The sequence below is a fragment of the Streptomyces sp. NBC_01190 genome (genome assembly GCF_045039895.1).
Classification (GTDB): Bacteria; Actinomycetota; Actinomycetes; order Streptomycetales; family Streptomycetaceae; genus Actinacidiphila.
This window is the reverse complement of record NZ_CP108580.1, coordinates 4,866,815-4,885,858: the sequence shown is the minus strand read 5'-3', so window position 1 is coordinate 4,885,858 and position 19,044 is coordinate 4,866,815. Positions and strand designations below refer to the sequence as shown.

The window sequence follows — 19,044 nt, the reverse complement described above, 5'->3', positions numbered from 1 at the left end:
CGAGCTCCGTTGGTCGCGCACAAGGGATCTGCCGCCTTCGCACGCCGACGGCGAAGGCGGGGCCCAGCACCGTGGGGCCCGAGCGGAGATGCCAGTAACGCGGATTTCCCGTCGCCCCGCAGCGGACAGGGTTGACAGCGCCCTGGTGTTAACCGTTAACCGCCACCGGTCGCGAGCGGGCTGGCATCATGGAAATCGCCCCACATTGCCCGACGCAGGGGGAAGCGATGAAGACGAAATTGCAGGCGGCACGCATGGCCAAGGGCTGGACCCAGGCCCAACTCATCGGGGCCATGGCAGCCGCCGCCGAACGCCTAGGCGTCGAGTTACCCGCGCCGTCCAGCCTCAAGACCCAGGTCTCGATGTTCGAAAACGGGAGGCGCATTCCGGGACGTGATTACGGACTGGTCTTTTGCGAGGTCTACGAGAGCACCCGGGCGGAACTGGGCCTCGGACTGTCCCCGATGAAGGCCGGCACACTTCCCGGAGTGCCGAACCCGCGAACGCCTTCCCCCGAGGCCAGCCCCGAAGTGCTCGACTACCTGAGGTCGGTGCTGGTCCAGCACGCCCACGCCGAACCGCTGGTCGGAGCCCGCTTCCTCGTCCCGGCGGTGCAGAGCCAGATGCCCCTCATAGAGGAGCTGTGCAAGGGCACTTCTACCGCAAACCGTACGGAAGTGGTCCGGGTAGGCGCACGGTACGCCGAATTCCTGGGCTGGCTCCACCAGGACACGGGCGACACCGAAGCAGCCATGTTCTGGACCATCCGGGCTCTCGATTACGCGTCCGAACTGGACGATCCGGCACTCACCTCCTATGTGTTCCAGCGGCGCAGCAACATCGCCGCCGAGGTGGGACAGCCGGGACACGCCGTCGGACTTGCCAACGCCGCACTCCGCGAGTCCCACCGCCTCCCCGAGCAAGTCCACGCCGTCGCCCTTCGGGCCCGTGCCAACGCTCACGCCCTGCTCGGGCACGCCACCGAATCCTTACGCGCACTCGATGAAGCGCGGGTCTTGATCGAGGCGGCGGTCCACGACGGGAGCAGCCTGGCACCGTTCTGTTCGGCCTCCTACATCGACATGGAGGCAGCGAACTGCGCCCTCCAGCTCGGGCGCCCGCACGACGCGGTGCGGACACTGGAGGCGAGTCTCATCCGCTGGCCGGCCGAGCAGCAACGCGACCGCGGCCTGTGCCTGGCCCGGCTCGCCACCGCCTACGCGCACCTGGAAGACGTGGAAGCCGGTTACAACACGGCCGCACAAGCTCTGGCGATCGCCCGGTCGACGGGCTCGGCGCGCATCCTCGCAGAGTTGCGACGGCTGCAGAAACGCCTCGCGCCCTGGAGCAAGCTGGTGGAGATCGCGGCACTCAACCGGCAGTTGGGCACTATGGGAGGTAGTTGAGCCGCACACGAGGAGAGCCGTGAACCTGCTTCCCACGATCACCACCGTCGACGTCCAGGAACGGGCGCCGCGCGTCGCCGTACTCCCGATCGGGTCCTTCGAGCAGCACGCCGGCCACCTCCCCCTCATCACCGACACCGCGATCGCCTGCGTCATCAGCCGGGAACTCGCTGCGGCCTACCCCGTCCTGCCACTGCCGCCCATCACCATCGCGTGCAGCCACGAGCACAGCAGTTGGCCGGGCACCGTCAGCATCAGCGCCCGGACGCTGCACCTCCTGGTCACGGACATCGCCCAGTCCCTCGAAGCGTCGGGCATCCGCAAACTGGTCCTCGTCAACGCCCACGGCGGCAACTACATCCTGTCCAACGTCGTCCAGGAGGCCAATCTCACCGAATCGCGCATGACCCTCTTCCCGCACACCCTTGAGTGGAACCGGGCCCGCGAACACGCCGGCCTCGTCACCAACGCCCACGACGACATGCACGCCGGCGAGATCGAAACCTCCATCCTCCTCCACGCCCAACCCGACCTCGTCCGCCCCGGTTGGAAAACCGCCGACCACGACGCCGGCGAACGCCCCTTCCTCCTCACCCACGGCATGCGCGCCTACACGCAGACCGGCGTCATCGGCTACCCATCCCATGCCACGGCGGAGAAGGGCAAAGCCGTACTGGCCAGCCTCGTCACAGACTTCGCAGCGCACCTAAGGGTTCTCGGAGAGCGGCCAGTCGGCTGACGAGCGGTCTCGGACGCGTCAACGGGCCAACCACGCTCCTCGGGAGCGGCCCGAATCCGAGTTCCCGCGCCCCGCGCCCGGCTCCCCGGTTCCGTCGAGGGCAAGGGCGAGGGGCCGCGTGGCGATGCGCCGCACGCGGGCCCTCGCCCTGGTCCAATAACGGTCAGCCCGGTCAGCCCTTGACGCAGACGACCTGCTTCAGCCTCGCCACCACCTGCACCAGGTCCTTCTGCTGCTCGATCACCTTGCCGATCGGCTTGTACGCGCCCGGGATCTCGTCCACAACCCCGGAATCCTTCCGGCACTCGACGCCCCGGGTCTGGTCCTCCAGGTCGCGGACGCCGAACTTCCGCTTGGCCGCGGAACGCGACATCTTGCGGCCGGCGCCGTGGGAAGCGGAGTTGAAGGACAAGGTGTTGCCCAGGCCGCGGACGATGAAGGACTCCGTGCCCATCGAGCCGGGGATGATCCCCCACTCCCCCGAGTCCGCGCTGATCGCGCCCTTCCGTGTGACCAACAGGTCCATCCCGTCGTACCGCTCCTCGCTGACATAGTTGTGGTGACAACTGATGACACCGGGGCGGTACTCCACCGTCCTCATCTGACCTTCGGCGTCCTCCTGTTGGCATGAGATGACCGGCTCGAAGGTCGGGCGGGCCTTGGGGAGTTGGCGGCGGACGACGTCCTGGAGGAGGGCCATCATGATCGCCCGGTTGTGCTTGGCGTACTCCTGCGCCCAGAAGAGGTCGTTGCGGTAGGCGGCCATCTGAGGGGTGTCGGCGATGAAGACGGCGAGGTCGCGGTCGACGAGGCCCTGGTTGTGCGGGAGTTGCTGGGCCTGGCCGATGTGGTGGTCGGCGAGTTCCTTGCCGATGTTGCGCGAGCCGGAGTGCAGCATGAGCCAGACGGCGTCGTCGGTGTCCAGGCAGACCTCCACGAAGTGGTTGCCGGAGCCGAGGGTGCCCATCTGCTTGGCGGCGCGCTCCGCGCGGAACTTGACCGACTCGGCGAGGCCGTCGAAACGGGACCAGAAGTCGGACCAGCCCTGGGTCGGGAAGGCGTGCAGCCGGGCCGGGTCCACCGGGTCGTCGTGCAGGCCGCGGCCGACCGGGATGGCCTGCTCGATCTTGGCGCGGAGCCGGGAGAGGTCGGCGGGCAGGTCGTCGGCGCGCAGCGAGGTCTTGACGGCGCTCATGCCGCAGCCGATGTCGACGCCGACCGCGGCCGGGCAGACCGCGCCGTGCATGGCGATGACCGAGCCAACGGTGGCGCCCTTGCCGTAGTGGACGTCGGGCATGACGGCCAGGCCCTTGATCCACGGCAGCGAGGAGACGTTGCGGAGCTGCTGCATCGCCTGGCCCTCGACCGTGGCCGGGTCGGCCCACATGCGGATCGGCACCCGGACGCCCGGTACCTCGGTGTACGGCATGACCATCCCCCCAGAGGACGTATGTGCGGTGTGGGACGTTTGAGATGTACGACGTGTATGAGAAGAAAAGAAGACCGGGTGGCCGGGAACTCTCCCGGCCGCTGGCACGTGTCACCCATTGATCCGCCCCGACGGGCGGTTTACGCAGGACGTGCGATAGACATTGTGTCCAGGGCTCGCTCAAGCGCGCCAAAGGTTTACCGCCGGACCGCCGTGTCACCGCGTCGCTACGTCGCCGCGGACCCGGGGTCGGGTGAACCTGTACCCAAGGACAGGCACAGCGCCGGACGAGGAAGGGGCCCGCTCAGTGGGGTCTACGCGAAGGCTGCCGGTCCCCGTCGCCACGGCGGTGGGCCTGGTCGCGCTCGCCGTCGTCGGCCTCGGCGCCTGCACGGGCGGCGGCTCGGATCCGGGCGCGGCGACCGACAGCAAGTCCGCCTCGCTCGGCGGCGCCGCCCTCCCGGTGCTGCCCCCGGGCAAGTACCAGACCCTCCCCCAGCCCTGCATCGCCGTCGACCTGAAGACGCTCCAGAAGCTGGTGCCGGGCGCGACGGACTACGCGGGCAAGGAGAAACTGACCTACGACACCGACCGGCGGGTCGGCTGCGCCTGGCAGGGGGCCAGCTCGGACGGGACGACCCGCGACCTCAGCGTCGACTTCGAGCGCGTGGTCTCCTACGACCCCGGCATCAGCGACGACGTGCAGGCCGAGGCGGACATCGAGCACAAGGCGGCCGCGGCGGCGATCCTGCTGACGCCGGCCAGCCCGCCCGACAGTTCGCTGACGACACCGCCCTCGACCCCGCCGACCGCCCCCACCGGGAGCCAGGCCCCGACGGACGGCGGCACGTCCACCGGGCTGAAGAACGACGGGGACGACGACCTCGCCCCCCGCGCCCTCACCGATGTGGGGGACACCGCCTTCATCAACGACGTGCTGAAGCCGCCCGCGACCCCGGCCAGTTCCCGGACCGGGGCCCGCCGTGACGTCACGCTGGTCTTCCGCACCTCGAACGTCGTGGTGAGCATCACGTACGCCCAGACGGCCCCGCGCGGCGCCGTCGACCCGCAGAGCGACACGCTGCAAAAGGGCGCGCGCGAGGTGGCCGATCAACTGGAGCACCGGATCAAGAGCTGAGGCGGGGGCCGGGCGCGGGACCCCTTAGGGTGGATGGCCCACCGTCGGCCGCGAGCCGCCGTCTCCGCACCGGTCCGGCAGCCCGCCGGCCACGCACCGGCCGCCGCCGGCCGCCGCACCGATCCGCACCCGCACCCGCACCCACACCCACACCCACAAGAGCACCCGCACCCCGCAAGAGCAAAGGACCCGGGACCCATGGAACGACGACGCCGCCGCACCGCCCCGCGCCTGGCCGGGCTGCTGGTCTGCGCGGCCGTGCCCGCGCTGCTGCTCGCCGGCTGTTCTTCCGGCTCCGGCGGCGACGCCAAGGGCTCGGACGGCGCGCCGAGTACGGCGAAGGGCACCACCTTGCCCACCGTCGCCCCGGTGAGGTTCGCCGCACTGCCCGCGCCCTGCACCACGCTGGCCAAGAGCACCGTCACCGCGCTCGTCCCCAAGGCGAAGGCGCCGGGCGGCACGCAGGCACAGTCCTCCGACGTGGCCACCCGCGGGAGTTGCTCGTGGACCGGCAACGGCAAGGACGGCTACCAGTACCGCTGGCTCTCGGTCACCCTCCAGCGCTACGACAACTCCACCGTGTTGGGCAGCGCCGAGGACCAGGCGAAGAAGCGGTACGCCGACGAGATCGGTGAGGCGAGCGCGGCCAAGGGCTTCACCACCTCGGTACTGACCGGCATCGGCGACCAGGCGGGCTCGGCGAGCGGCAAGGCCACGGTCGCCAAGATCACCTCGCAGAACGACACCGTGGTGGCCAGGACCGGCAATGTCGTGGTGATCGTGGAGTACGACGGGGCCGGCCTCATCGACAAGAAGAACCCGACCGCGACGGTCGTGAACAGCGGGGCGCTGCGGGCGGCGAAGGACGCGGTGGCGTCGATCGCGGCGGCGAACCCCGGCAGCGCCGCCGCCCCTGGCGGTACGGGTGGTACGGGCAGCGGCACCGGGGACGGCAAGGCCGGTACGCCGAGCAGCACCGCGAGCGGAAGCGGCGGCCTCAGCGGCTGAGGGGCCGAGCGGCTGACCGCCCGGCGGTGCCGAACCAGCTCCGGCCACCCCCGACGCCACTCGGCACCCCTGACCCCCCGACCCCACTCGTCACCCCTGACGCCCCCCGACGCCCCCTCCCGCAGCCTCCAGGACGTAACAACTGCCGGGAGTTCGCGCCCTCCTATCCTCAATCCGCACATTTGTCCGAGGGTCGGGTGTCCACGGCGCCGCCCCCGTATGGCAGTCTGGGGCGGCCAGTTGCGGGGGCAGGAGCAAAGCGGTAGGAGGGTCGCGGGTGGCCGCGATACATTTGACCCGGACGCACCGAATATTGGCGGGTATCGTCATCACCGGGGCGGTGATCATCGCGGGGATCGGCTTCGCCGGTTCCTACGCCGCCGTGCGTACGCTCGCGCTGCACAAGGGGTTCGGCTGGTTCGCGAACGTCTTCCCGATCGGCGTCGACGCCGGCATCGTGGTGCTGCTCGCGCTCGACCTGCTGCTGACCTGGCTGCGCATCCCGTTCCCGCTGCTGCGGCAGACCGCGTGGCTGCTGACCGCCGCCACCATCGCCTTCAACGGCGCCGCCGCCTGGCCCGATCCGCTCGGCGTCGGTATGCACGCGATCATCCCGGTGCTGTTCGTGGTCTCCGTCGAGGCCGCCCGGCACGCCATCGGGCGCATCGCGGACATCACCGCGGACAAGCACATGGAGGGCGTGCGGATCACCCGCTGGCTGCTGGCCCCGGTGCCGACCTTCAAGCTGTGGCGGCGGATGAAGCTGTGGGAGCTGCGGTCGTACGAGGAGGTCATCCGGCGCGAGCAGGACCGGCTGGTCTACCGGGCCCGGCTGCGCGCCCGTTACGGCGTTTCCTGGCGCCGCAAGGCCCCGATCGAGGCGATCATGCCGCTGCGGCTGGCCAAGTACGGGGTGCCGCTGTCCGAGACCGCGGACGCCGGGCTGGAGGCGGCCGGCATCGAGATCGGCGCCCCCGTACGGCAGTTGGAAGTCGCCAGGGTCGAGCCCATCGAGCCGGACGCGACCGCGGCATCGATACGGAAGGCGGCCGGGGGCGCCGCGGAGGCGATACCGGCCGCCGCGGCGAGGCCGCCCGGCGCCGAACAGGCCCTCGAAGCCGCCACCGAGCACACCCGCGAGCAGGACTACGACCCGGCTTTCGAGGAACAGCAGTCGGCGTACGACCAGGAGCGGCTCTACGAGCAGCAGATGTACGAGCAGCAGCCGTCGTACGAGGAGCAGTGGCAGGGCACCCACGACAGCCCGTGGTTCGCGGCCCCCCAGCCGCAGGCGCACCCGCAGCAGCGGCAGCAGCAACCGCAGGCCCGGCGCCCGTACGACCCCGAGGGCGGGCAGCAGCAGTACCCGCAGGAGGAGTTCCGGGAGCAGAGCCAGCAGCCGCAGCTCATGGTCCCCAACGGCCCCTACCGGCAGCGCCCGTTGCGCAACCCGGAGTCGAACGGCGCCGCGAACGGCAGCAATGGAGCCAACGGCTTCAACGGCGTGACGCCCGTGAACGGCACGAACTCCGTGAACGGTGCCAACGGAGCGAACGGTGTCAACGGCACGAACGGCTTCGACGCCCCGGCCGTCCAGGAGTTCCGCGAACCCCCGTACACCGCTCCGCAGTACCAGCAGGCGAACCTGAACGGCGCGGACGTCCAGCTCCCGGCCCAGGGCGGCGACTCGGAAGCCGAGACCTACCCCGTCGGCGGCCTCAACCTCCCCGACGGCATCCCACCGTCCGAGGCGTACTTCGGCGCCTATCGCAACCACGTGCTGAACACCGGCGAGCGCCTCAACACCGCCCGCCAGCTCGCCCGCATCCTGGAGAACGAGTTCGGCGGCACCGCCCCCGAACAGCGTGAACTGACGAGGGCGGTCCGCGAGCTGCGGACCCGCTTCCAGTCCGAGCAGGAGACTGAGCCCATCCCCTAACGGGCGCCGGCGCGGCCCACGGCCTCGGCACGTCCGTTATTGACCGGCCCGTCCCCGCCTGCCCGTCCGCCGTGGCTTGTCGCGCAGTTCCTCGCGCCCCTGACGGGGCACGTCCGTAACCGACCGGCCCATCCCCGCCCGCCGGTCCATCGTGGCCGAGCGCGCAGTTCCGCCCCCAGAGCTTCGCCTTGGGGTACCCCCAGCGCCACCTGACGGGGCACGGTTCCGCCGCCGCAGCAGTAGGCGGCGCCCTACAGGGGCGCGAGGAACCGCGCGACAAGCCACGACCGGCGGACGGTCCGGCAACCGGCGGGCAGGGGCACCACGGGCGGCCCGGTCACCCCACCCCGCATCGTGCACAAGCATTGACACCCCCCACGGCATCCCACAGACTCCCGGAGAGCGCTCTCCAAGCTGTGCATCATCTGTGAGCCCAGCGACTCCGCTCCCTCGCGTCCCCTGCGATCTCTCACACCCCCCACCGTGGAGATGCCCATGAGACTGATTTCCCGGCTGCTCCGGAACGATCGAAGGCGCAGACCACTCATCGCCGCCGGTGTCGCGGCGGCCCTCGCCCTCGGCGGCGCCCTTACCGCCACCGGTGGCACCGCGCACGCGGCCGACACCCTGCTGTCGCAGGGCAAGACGGCCACCGCCTCCTCCACCGAGAACGCCGGCACCCCGGCCTCGGCGGCCGTCGACGGCAACGCCGGCACCCGCTGGTCCAGCGCCGCCAGCGACCCGCAATGGCTGCAAGTCGACCTCGGAGCCACCGACACGATCACCTCGGTCACCCTCAACTGGGAGTCCGCGTACGGCACCGCCTTCAAGATCCAGACCTCGGCCAACGCCACCGCCTGGACCGACATCTACTCCACCACCACCGCCACCGGCGGCGTACAGAACCTTTCCGTAAACGGTTCCGGGCGCTATGTCCGTTTCTACGGGACCGCCCGCGCCACCGGATACGGCTACTCCCTCTGGGAGTTCCAGGTCTACGGCTCGACCGGCTCGACAACCGGCGGCACCAGCAGCGGCACCACCGGCGGCTCCACCGGCACCTGCGGCACCACCAACGCGGCGCTGAACAAGACCGCCACCGCCTCCTCCACCGAGAACGCCGGCACCCCGGCCTCGGCGGCCGTCGACGGCAACGCGGGCACCCGCTGGTCCAGCGCCGCGAGCGACCCGCAGTGGCTCCAGGTCGACCTCGGCAGCTCGCTGCCGGTCTGCCAGGTGGGCCTCAACTGGGAAGCGGCCTACGGCACCGCCTTCAAGATCCAGGTCTCGGACAACGCCACCACGTGGACGGACGCCTACTCCACCACCACCGGCACCGGCGGCGTGCAGAACCTGACGGTCAGCGGCACCGGCCGCTACATCCGCCTCTACGGCACCGCCCGTGCCAACGCGTACGGCTACTCCCTCTGGGAGTTCCAGGTCTTCACCACCGGCGGTACGAGCGGCGGCACCACGACCGGCGGCACCACCGGTGGCACCACCACCCCGCCGCCCGGCGGCGGTGACTTCTCCGGTTCGGTGATCTCCGCCTACAAGCAGGTGAGCGCCTCCTCCTACGAGGGCGGCAACGCGCCGGCCGCCGCGCTCGACGGCCGCACCAACACCCGCTGGTCCAGCCTCGCCACCGACAGCCAGTGGCTCCAGGTGGACCTCGGCAACATCGGGACCATCAGCGGCATCGTGCTCAACTGGGAGTCCGCGTACGGCACCGGCTACCACATCGACGTGTCCGACAACGGCACCGCGTGGACGACGGTCTACACGACCACCACCGGCAAGGGTGGCATCGAGAAGCTGCCGCTGACCGCGAAGGGCCGCTATGTCCGGCTGACCGGCACCGCCCGGGCCACCGGATACGGCTACTCGCTCTGGGAGTTCCAGGTGTACGGCACGGTGGACAACTCCACCGCGACGGCGCCGATGCTCTCCGGCCCGACCAAGGCCCCGGCCACGCTCAACCAGTTCCAGCTCGCCGCGCCCGCCGACAAGGCGATGGTCAGCAACACCCGGCGGCCCGCACTGTCCTGGGCGGCCGTCACGGGAACCGCGCACTACGAGGTGTGGCTCAACCTCAGCCGCACCGACTACGACTTCACCGCCTCGGGCAACCTCCTCGACCTCTACACCAAGGTCGCCGAGCCCACCGGCACCAGCTACACACCGACGTGGGACATCACCGACCGGTGGACGTACAAGTGGTTCGTGGTCGCGGTGAGCGGTTCCGGCGCCAAGACCACCTCCAACATCCGGACGTTCAGCCTCTATCTGCCCGACATCGAGCAGGTGGCCGACGGCGTCAACGTGATCAACGGCGCCCGTGACCTCAACAAGGACGGCACGATCGAGCCGTACGAGGACTGGCGGCTGTCGGTCGACACGCGGGTCAGCGACCTTCTCGGGCGGATGACGCTGGAGGAGAAGGCGTACCAGATGTTCTACAACGTCCAGCAGTACCCGCTGTCCGGCTGGCACTTCGGCCCCGCGCAGCCCGGCGACCTCAACAACGTGCTGCTGTCCACCGCGGCCACCCGGCTCGGCATCCCGCCGGTCTCCGCGGGTGACACCACGGCCGGCTACCAGACGACGTATCCGCTGCAGAGCACGCTGGCGGCGGGCAAGGACTACCCGCTCGACTACAAACTCGGCGACATGCAGCGCAAGGAGGAGCTGGAGGTCGGCGCCCGCGGCACCCTCTCCCCGCTCGCCGAGGTCGGCACCAAGGTGCTCTACCCGCGCATCCAGGAGGGCAACGGCGAGAACGCCGATGTGGCCGCGGCCCAACTGCGGGCGCTGGTATCCGGGTTGCAGGGCGGCCCGGAGCTGAACCCGGGTTCGGTGCTGGCCACCGTCAAGCACTGGCCGGGCGAGGGCGCCGGCGGCGAGGCGGGCATCGTCTACGACGGGGTGACGATCAAGTACCACATGATCCCGTTCAAGGCGGCGATGGAGGCCGGCGCGGTCAACATCATGCCGGGCTACGCGGGCAGTTCGTATCTCGACCCGGGCGGTCCCGGCGCGGGTGACAGCGCGAAGATCCTCACCTACCTGCGCCAGAACCTCGGCTACACCGGTCTCATCACCACCGACTGGCTGCCGTCGAGCGCCTGGATCAACGCGGCCAACGCGGGCTCCGACGTGATGGGCGGCGCCGACCCGGGCGCCACCGGCTTCACCATGGGAAGCTTCGAGAGCGGCGTGCCGCTGGCCCGTATCAACGACGCGGTGACCCGTGTCCTCAAGCTCAAGTTCGAGCTGGGCATCTTCGACCACCCCTACGGCGACCCGGTGAACGGTCCCTACCGCTTCCACCAGCCCAGCTACACCCAGCTCGCCAACCAGGCGTCCCGCGAGTCCAACACCCTGCTGAAGAACAACGGTGTGCTGCCGATCAAGCTCGGCTCGGGCGCCAACATCGCGGTGGCCGGCGACCGGGCCACCGACGGCGCGGCCTGCTGCATCTGGTCGAGCTACTTCCACCCGGACTACGGTTCGCTCGACCAGCTCGACGCGCTCAAGGCGAGAGCCACCCAGGCCGGCGTCAATGTCTACCAAGGCACCGGACCCACGCCGAAGTTGGCGGTGGTCTACGTCGGCGAACCCTCGTACACCCACGCCACCGCCTGGCCGGACACCCAGCCCTATCTGCCGGCCGACCAAGTGGCGCTGATCCAGAACTACAAGAACCAGGGCATCCCGGTGGTGGTCGTCCTCACCCTGCCCCGGCCCATGGTCATCAGCGACTGGCAGAACCTGGCCGACGCCATCGTGGTCACCTATCGCGGCGGCGAGGAAGTCGGCCCGGCCACCGCCAGCCTGCTCTTCGGCGACTACACCCCGCGCGGCAAGCTGCCCTGGCAGCTCCCCCGCAGCCTGGACCAGGTGCTCAAGCCGGGCGGCGGCGACAACCAGGCGGACGCCAACGAGGCGTGGGACCTGCCGTACGACCTCGGCGCGACGGCGGCGGAACGGGCCGACATCCGCGCCAAGATCGACGCGGGCCAGACGGTGCCGCCGACCTACGGCAATCCGCTCTACCAGTACGGATCGGGGCTGACGAACTTCTGACCCGACCCACGCGCTGAACGACCGGGCGGCCCGGAGTCACCGACTCCGGGCCGCTCGTCGTGCGCGCGGTACGGCGCCCCGGGCTATCCGGCGCTGCCGCCGAGCAGTTCCCGCACCCGCGGCTGGCCCACCGCGAGCAGCAGCGTCGGCAGCCGCGGGCCGGTGTCGCGGCCGACCAGCAGTTCGTAGAGCAGGGCGAAGAACGTCCGCTGGGCCACCTTGAGTTCGGGCGTCGGCTTGGCGTCCTGGGCGAGGCCGGCCCGTACCTTCGGGACCGCGTAGACGAGGGTGGTCAGGCCGTCCAGCGACCAGTGGGAGTCCAGCCCGTCGAGCAGCAGCTTGATCGCGCCGCGGTCCTCGTCGGCCAGGGACGCGAGCCGCTCGGCGTCGGGGACGGCCCGCACCACCGTGCGCTGTTCGGCCGGCACCTGGGTGCTGATCCAGCTCACCGCGCGGTCCAGCCGGGGCCGGGCCTCGTCCAGCGAGGTGAGCGGGTGCCCGGGGTCGAGCTCGGAGAGGATCCGCAGGGTCTGCGCCTGCGCGCCGGCCGTGATGTCGGCCACCGAGGCCAGCGTGCGGTACGGCAGCGGGCGCGGGGTCCTCGGCAGCTCACCGGCGGCGGTGCCGATCGCCCTGCGGTAGGCGGCGAGGTCCCCCGGCAGCGCCGAGCCGTCATCGACCTTGCGGGTCAGCGCGTCCCACTCGTCGTAGAGCCGCTGGATCTCCTGGTCGAAGGCGATCTTGAAGGACTGGTTGGGGCGCCTGCGGGCGTAGAGCCAGCGGATGAGCTGCGGCTCCATGATCTTCAGCGCGTCCCCCGGGGTCGGCACACCGCCCTTGGAGGAGGACATCTTCGCCATGCCGGAGATGCCGACGAACGCGTACATCGGCCCGATCGGCTGCTTCCCGCCGAAGATCGGCCCGACGATCTGCCCGCCGACCTGGAATGACGAACCGGGCGAGGAGTGGTCGACGCCGGACGGCTCGAAGACCACCCCTTCGTACGCCCAGCGCATCGGCCAGTCGACCTTCCACACCAGCTTGCCGCGGTCGAACTCGCTGAGCTTCACCGTCTCGCCGTGCCCGCAGGCGCAGGTGTACGTCAGCTCGGTGGTCTCGTCGTCGTACGCGGTGACGGTCGTCAGATCCTTGCCGCACGCACCGCAGTAGGGCTTGTACGGGAAGTAGCCGGCGCCGCCGCCGCTGCCGTCGTCCTCGGCCGCCGCGCCCGAGCCCTCCTCGGCCTCCAGCTCGGCGGCGTCCACCGGCTTCTGCTGCTGCTTGGCGGGCGCCTTCTTGGTCCGGTACTGGGCGAGGATCGCGTCGATGTCCGCGCGGTGCCGCATGGCGTGCAGGATCTGCTCGCGGTAGGTGCCCGCGGTGTACCGCTCGGTCTGGCTGATCCCGTCGTACTCCACACCCAGCTCGGCGAGCGCGTCCGTCATCTGGGCCTTGAAGTGCTCGGCCCAGTTGGGGTAGGTGGAGCCGACCGGGGCCGGCACCGAGGTCAGCGGCTTGCCGATGTGCTCGGCCCAGGACGCGTCGATGCCGGGGACGCCGCTCGGCACCTTGCGGTAGCGGTCGTAGTCGTCCCAGGAGATCAGATGCCGGACCCGGTGGCCGCGCCGCCGGATCTCGTCGGCGACCAGGTGCGGGGTCATCACCTCGCGCAGATTGCCCAGGTGGATCGGCCCTGAGGGGCTCAGACCCGAGGCGACGACGATCTCCGGGGCGCCGGTGGCCGGTGTTTTCCTCTCCGCCGCGCGGCGCTCCGACTCGGCGATCACGTCGTCCGCGAAACGGGAGACCCAGTCGGCCTCGGTGTTCTGCGCCACGGTCCTCTTCTTCCTGCGGTGCTGGGGTGCTGGGGTCTGCGGTTCTTCCTGCGGCTGTGTCGGTCCGCCGCCGGCCGGGAAACCGGTGTCCCCATTCTCCCAGAAGGAAAACCGGTGGCGCCCCGTGAAATAATTGGCGTGAGTCGCACCTCCTTGATCCCCCGCGCGTCCCGCACGCATCCCCCGACCATCCCGCACACACACGGAAACGGCATCCCATGGCCTCGGTCCCCTCCCTGTCCGCCTCGCTCCAGCAGCGTGTCTCCACCGCGCTGACGGCCGCCGTGCCGTCGGCCGAAGGTGCCGACCCGCTGCTGCGCCGAAGCGACCGGGCCGACTTCCAGGCCAACGGCGTGCTGGGCCTGGCCAAGCGGGCCAAGGCCAATCCGCAGCAGCTCGCGCACGCGGTGCTCGCCGAACTGCCCGGCGACGACCTGATCGCCCAGGTCGAGGTCTCAGGACCCGGCTTCCTCAACATCACCGTCGCCGACGCGGCCATCACCACCAACCTGGCGAAGCGGCACGCCGACGACCGGCTCGGCGTGCCGGCGAAGGCCGACCCCGGCATCACGGTGATCGACTACGCCCAGCCGAACGTGGCCAAGGAGATGCACGTCGGCCATCTGCGGTCCTCGGTGATCGGCGACGCCATCGCCAGGATCCTGCGGTTCGCCGGCGAGCGGGTGATCCCGCGCCACCACATCGGCGACTGGGGCACCCAGTTCGGCATGCTCGTGCAGTATCTGATCGAGCACCCGCACGAGCTGGACCACACCGAGGACGCGCCGGACGCCGGAGAGGCGTCCATGTCCCGGCTCAACCGGCTCTACAAGGCGTCCCGGGTCGTCTTCGACAGCGACGAGGGGTTCAAGGAGCGGGCCCGGCGGCGGGTGGTGGACCTCCAGGCCGGCGAGGAGGAGACGCTCGCGCTGTGGCAGCAGATCGTGGACGAGTCGAAGGTCTACTTCTACTCGGTCTACGACAAGCTCGACATCGAGATCGTGGACGCGGACATCGTCGGCGAGTCGGGCTACAACCACATGCTGGCGGAGACCTGCGACCTGCTGGAGAAGTCGGGGGTCGCGGTCGTCTCCAACGGGGCGCTCTGCGTCTTCTTCGACGACATCCTGGGCAAGGACGGCGAACCCGTCCCGCTGATCGTCCGCAAGGCCGACGGCGGCTTCGGGTACGCGGCCGCCGACCTCTCCGCGATCCGCGACCGGACCGGCGAGCTGCACGCGTCCACCCTGCTCTACGTGGTGGACGCGCGGCAGGCGCTGCACTTCCGGATGGTCTTCGAGACCGCCCGGCGGGCCGGCTGGCTCACCGACGAGGTGACCGCGACGCATCTGCCGTTCGGCACCGTGCTGGGCAAGGACGGCAAGCCGTTCAAGACCCGGGACGGCGAGAGCGTGCGGCTGGAGGACCTGCTGGACGAGGCGGTCGCCCGCGCCACCGCGGTGGTAAGGGAGAAGGGCGAGAAGATCGGCCTGTCCGAGGAGGAGATCACCGAGAACGGCGTACAGGTGGGCATCGGCGCGGTGAAGTACGCCGACCTGTCGACGTCGCTCGGCCGGGATTACGTCTTCGACCTGGACCGGATGGTCTCGCTCAACGGCGACACCAGTGTGTACATCCAGTACGCGTACGCGCGGACCCGGTCGATCTTCCGCCGGGCGGCGGCCGGGCAGAGCCCGGTGGCCCACCCGGAGCTGCCGCTCGCCCCGGCCGAGCGGGCGCTCGCCCTCCACCTGGACGCCTTCGGCGACGCGCTCGCCGAGGTCGCCACGGTCTACGAGCCGCACCGGCTCGCGTCCTACCTCTTCCAGTTGGCGTCCCTCTTCACCACCTTCTACGAGCAGTGCCCGGTCCTGACCGCCGAGGGCGGCCCCGCCGAGGTGGAAAACCGCCTCTTCCTCTGCGACCTCACCGCCCGCACCCTCCAGCAGGGCCTCACCCTCCTCGGCATCCGCACCCCAGAACGCCTTTGACCCGAGTCCGGTCCTGGACCACCCGCGCCGTCCTCAGGGGGCCGGCGCGGGGTTGGGGAGGGTGGGGGGTGTGGGGTGTGGGGGCGGGATTGTCAGTGGGAGCGCCTAGAGTCCCGGACATGGCGATGCTTCCAAATCCTCTTCCCCGCCTGGCGGATGATCCCACTGGTGCCACGCTTGGGCTGCGGCTGCCGCCCGGGACGCTGGTGGATGCCACGGCCGACGGGGCCTGGCATGAACCCCTGTTGTGGTATGCGGACGGGCCGGCGGACGCCGGGACCTGGGCGGCGCTGCGTGCGGCGCGGGCGGTCGGGCTGCATCCGGTGCTGATCGAGGTCGACGAGAAGTCCCCGGAAGGTCCGGCCGACTGGGAGCTGATGCCGGCTTCGATGTCGTACCCGGGCGATCACGACGCCGAGGAGGTGCTGGCCGGCTTTCTGGTGGACCTGACGGACGATGATGACGGGGCCGACGAAGACGACGAGCGCGAGGACGACGGCGCTGACGCCGCGGCGGAGGGACCGGGAGCACCGGAGGACGCCGACGGCGAGGAGTGGGCGGGGCTCGCGCCGGGGGGCGTCTGCGACACCGACCCGGACGAGCTGGCCGCCGAGGCGACCGCCGAGCTGGTCGGGTCGGGGGATCTGAGCAGTCCGCACGCCGCCCTCGTCCACGCCCGCCGCAGCGCGGACATACCCGCCGCCATCGGCTGGTCGGGACCGGTCAACCACGAGCAGGACGTGGCCCGCCTCTGCGCCGTGCTCCGCTCCTGGGAGGACCGCTTCGGCATCCGCCTGGTCGCCCTCGGTTTCGACACCCTGACCGTCACGGTCGCCGCGCCGCCCCGCACCCTGGCGGCGGCGGAGGCCGTCGCGGTGGAGCACTACGCCTTCTGCCCGGACACCATCGACCAGGGCACCCGGCCCCTCTCGGAGTACGCACAGGCCCTGGTCGACGCCAGGACCTGGCACTTCTGGTGGGACTGACGGCCCCGCCAGCCGGTTCGGTGCGGCCGCATTCTCCCTCGGGTGGGCGCGGCCGCACGATCGCAGGACGGCGGGGACCGCCTCCTGGGTCAGCCGGCGGCGCGGGTCCGCCGGCGGACGACGAGGGCGGTGCCCGAGGCGAGGGCGAGGACGGCGCCGCCCGCGATCAGGGAGAGGCCCGTCTCGCCGGTGGCGGCCAGGCCGCCGTGCAGGGTGCCGGGGGCGCCGCCGCTCGCACCGGTCGTGGCACCGCCGGACGCACCCGAGGTGCCGGACGCCCCGGACGACGTACCGCCGGAAGCGGTCGCGCCTCCGGCACCCCCGGCGCCGCCGGACGAGCCGGTAGCACCCGAGCCTCCGCCGGCCGAGCTCCCGGACCCGCCGGAACCACCGGTGACCACCAGCTTGATCACCGCCGTGTCGTTCGCCGGGTTCCGGTCGATGCCGGCCGCGGACTCCACGGTGATGGTGCCGGACGCGCCGGGCACCTTCCGGTCGATCCGGAGCTGTAGGTACGTACCGAAGGGCTCAGGGCCGAACGGGCAGGTGGCGGTGCGCCCTTGCCGGCCCGGCACGCAGTACGCCTCCTCCCCCTGGTAGAAGCCGACGAGCGCGCGCGTGCCCGGCGGCATCGTCACCTTCAGCGGTCCCTTGACCAGGCCGAGACCGGCCCCGTTGTCGGTCGTCGGATAGGGCACCCGCACCCGGAAGCTGTCGCCGACCTTTCCCTTGATGGTGAAGCCCACCGCCGCGTAGTCCACATGCACGCCGCCGGCCGGGAGAAACGTGTGCTGGGAGCTCGCGTGCTCCACCAGCCCGGCGCCGTCGATCGCGATGAGCCGGAGCGGCTCCACCGTGCCGTGCGGGGCGTTGGCGGGCAGCGAGGTGTAGGGCAGGGCGTCGCCGGTCGGCGCGACGCCGTAGGACACGTCGAAGCCGAGCGGCGCCGAGTCGGCGGTATACGCGAAGGCCCCGTCGGTGCGGTACGCGTCGCCCGGCGCGAGCGGCTCGTCGAAGGCGCACTCGGCCCGGGTCGGCCGGTCCGTGCGGTCGTAGCGGCAGTTGGTGTAGCGGGCGGTGGTGTTCCCCTGGCCGTAGACGGAGAGGGTGATGCCCTGGGTGACCGGCAGGTCACCGCGGTTGCCGAACTCCGGGGTGACGCTCGCGGTGCCGGCCGTCAGCTCGGTCGAGGTGTCCGGCCCCACGGTGAGCTTCGGCCGCCCCACGATCACCTCGGTGGTGGCGGAGACCGTCGGCGCGTTGCCGGCGGTGACGGTGAGCCCGATCGGGCCGGCATCGCCCACGGGTGTGCCGGCGAGGGCGGTCAGCGTGAACGGGGTGAGCTCGGTGCGCTGGTAGAAGTCGCCCAGATCACAGGTGAGGACCAGCTCGTGCGCGGTGCACGCCCGCACGTCGACGGAGACCTTGCCCTGGAGCGAGGAGAGATCGAAGGTCGCCTTGACGCCGGTCAGATTCACCTCGTCCGCGCCGTCGCCGTCCGTGCCGCCGGACGCCAGGGCGACGAAGTACGGCTGTACGTAGGCCGGGTCGCCGTGCACCGGTACGAAGTACGTCCGCGGCAGGTCCATCACCTTGATCGTCACCGCGGCGGCGGCGTCCGCCCGCGCCCCCGCGCCCAGCCCCAGTGTCGCGAGCACCAGCGCCGCCAGTATTCCGGCGGCCCTCCCCGACCGTCCCGCCACCGCTACCCCCGTCTCCCACGTCCGTCGTGCTCAACAAGACATGGCGACGCGGGGATTGGTTGTACGGCGGGACACCCGGACGCCACCCGGACGTCACCGGGCTGCCACCTGGACGTCGTCCCGGAGGGCGCCGGTCAGGTCAGGGGAGAACGACGACGGTGGAGCCGATGACCGTGTTGTCGAAGATCTTGGCGATGTCGGCGCGGTGGGCGCGGATGGCGCCGGTGTGGACGGAGGGCGGCGGCTTGAGGACCTTGTCGTCCACCCGGGCCGAGAAGGCGACCCAGGTTTCCGCGGTGTACTCGAAGTAGACGACGTGCTCGATCTTGGCGCCGTCGCCGCCGGGTTGGGTCGGCTGCGCCACGTGGCCGGTGACGTAATGGCTGCCGGGCTTGGCGGGGACCGGGCCGGGGGTGACCGTGAAGGTCGACACCGGCTTGCCCGCGGGCGGCACGACCCAGACACGTTGCTGCGCGAGCGAGTACACGATCCGCTTGCCGGTGCCGGAGTTGGCCGGGACCGGGGGTGGCGGCGGCGGAGTGGTCGGCCGCGAGGTGGCGGTGGGGCGGGGCTTGGGCGCGGCGGCCGGGGTGCCGGCCGGGCTGCCGCTGGCCTGGAGCGCCAGCACCGAGACGACGGCGAGGGCGGAGCCCGTCAGCCCGGTCACCGTCGCCCACGCGGGTATGCCGCTCATGTCAGCCCCCTCCCCATCCTGATGTTCGTCAGCTTCCGCACTCCGTACCGTTCAGCGGCGCGCGACGCGTGCGAGGCACGCCCGCCTCGC

The 19,044-nt window shown here is 71.0% G+C and carries 12 protein-coding genes; 8 read left to right on the top strand and 4 right to left on the bottom strand.

All coding sequences use genetic code 11. From position 1 onward, the window contains the following. The first annotated feature begins 227 nt into the window (after nucleotides 1–227). Both OG519_RS20380 and OG519_RS20375 read left to right on the top strand, forming a co-directional pair. Nucleotides 228–1,406, top strand: coding sequence for a hypothetical protein (locus tag OG519_RS20380; RefSeq protein ID WP_405585859.1), 1,179 nt, complete (start codon nucleotides 228–230; stop codon nucleotides 1,404–1,406). Nucleotides 1,407–1,425: 19 nt separating this feature from the next. Beyond that, nucleotides 1,426–2,145 (top strand): creatininase family protein, encoded by a 720-nt coding sequence (locus OG519_RS20375; RefSeq protein WP_405585857.1) that lies wholly within the window; start codon nucleotides 1,426–1,428, stop codon nucleotides 2,143–2,145. A gap of 172 nt (nucleotides 2,146–2,317) precedes the next feature. Here the strand turns inward: OG519_RS20375 and OG519_RS20370 are convergent, their stop codons facing one another. Further along, the gene (locus OG519_RS20370; protein WP_405585854.1) at nucleotides 2,318–3,574 is read right to left on the bottom strand and encodes an RtcB family protein; all 1,257 of its coding nucleotides are present in this window, start codon (nucleotides 3,572–3,574) and stop codon (nucleotides 2,318–2,320) included. A gap of 307 nt (nucleotides 3,575–3,881) precedes the next feature. Between OG519_RS20370 and OG519_RS20365 the strand changes: the two genes are divergently transcribed. The 4 genes from OG519_RS20365 (at nucleotide 3,882) to OG519_RS20350 (ending at nucleotide 11,745) form a co-directional block, all read left to right on the top strand. After that, entirely contained in the window at nucleotides 3,882–4,712 is an 831-nt protein-coding gene (locus tag OG519_RS20365; RefSeq protein WP_405585852.1) for a DUF3558 domain-containing protein, read from the top strand. 198 nt (nucleotides 4,713–4,910) lie between these two features. Beyond that, the gene (locus OG519_RS20360; protein WP_405585849.1) at nucleotides 4,911–5,720 is read left to right on the top strand and encodes a DUF3558 domain-containing protein; all 810 of its coding nucleotides are present in this window, start codon (nucleotides 4,911–4,913) and stop codon (nucleotides 5,718–5,720) included. A gap of 277 nt (nucleotides 5,721–5,997) precedes the next feature. Then, on the top strand, nucleotides 5,998–7,659 hold the full coding sequence (locus OG519_RS20355; RefSeq protein WP_405585846.1) for a DUF2637 domain-containing protein: 1,662 nt from the start codon (nucleotides 5,998–6,000) through the stop codon (nucleotides 7,657–7,659). Nucleotides 7,660–8,154: 495 nt separating this feature from the next. Then, nucleotides 8,155–11,745, top strand: coding sequence for a discoidin domain-containing protein (locus OG519_RS20350; protein ID WP_405585844.1), 3,591 nt, complete (start codon nucleotides 8,155–8,157; stop codon nucleotides 11,743–11,745). Between the two features lie 83 nt (nucleotides 11,746–11,828). Here the strand turns inward: OG519_RS20350 and lysS are convergent, their stop codons facing one another. Further along, nucleotides 11,829–13,580, bottom strand: a complete 1,752-nt coding sequence (gene lysS / locus OG519_RS20345; RefSeq protein ID WP_405585841.1) for a lysine--tRNA ligase — start codon at nucleotides 13,578–13,580, stop codon at nucleotides 11,829–11,831. A gap of 218 nt (nucleotides 13,581–13,798) precedes the next feature. Here lysS and argS point away from each other — a divergent pair, with 218 nt between their 5' ends. Together argS and OG519_RS20335 are read left to right on the top strand one after the other, a co-directional pair. Beyond that, entirely contained in the window at nucleotides 13,799–15,571 is a 1,773-nt protein-coding gene (argS, locus tag OG519_RS20340; protein ID WP_405585838.1) for an arginine--tRNA ligase, read from the top strand. A gap of 119 nt (nucleotides 15,572–15,690) precedes the next feature. Continuing rightward, complete coding sequence (locus tag OG519_RS20335; protein ID WP_405585835.1) at nucleotides 15,691–16,557, top strand: DUF4253 domain-containing protein; 867 nt, start codon at nucleotides 15,691–15,693, stop codon at nucleotides 16,555–16,557. Nucleotides 16,558–16,646: 89 nt separating this feature from the next. Here the strand turns inward: OG519_RS20335 and OG519_RS20330 are convergent, their stop codons facing one another. Beyond that, the gene (locus tag OG519_RS20330; protein WP_405585832.1) at nucleotides 16,647–18,215 is read right to left on the bottom strand and encodes a hypothetical protein; all 1,569 of its coding nucleotides are present in this window, start codon (nucleotides 18,213–18,215) and stop codon (nucleotides 16,647–16,649) included. Nucleotides 18,216–18,399: 184 nt separating this feature from the next. After that, on the bottom strand, nucleotides 18,400–18,954 hold the full coding sequence (locus OG519_RS20325; RefSeq protein WP_405585829.1) for a L,D-transpeptidase: 555 nt from the start codon (nucleotides 18,952–18,954) through the stop codon (nucleotides 18,400–18,402). Nucleotides 18,955–19,044 lie beyond the last annotated feature (90 nt).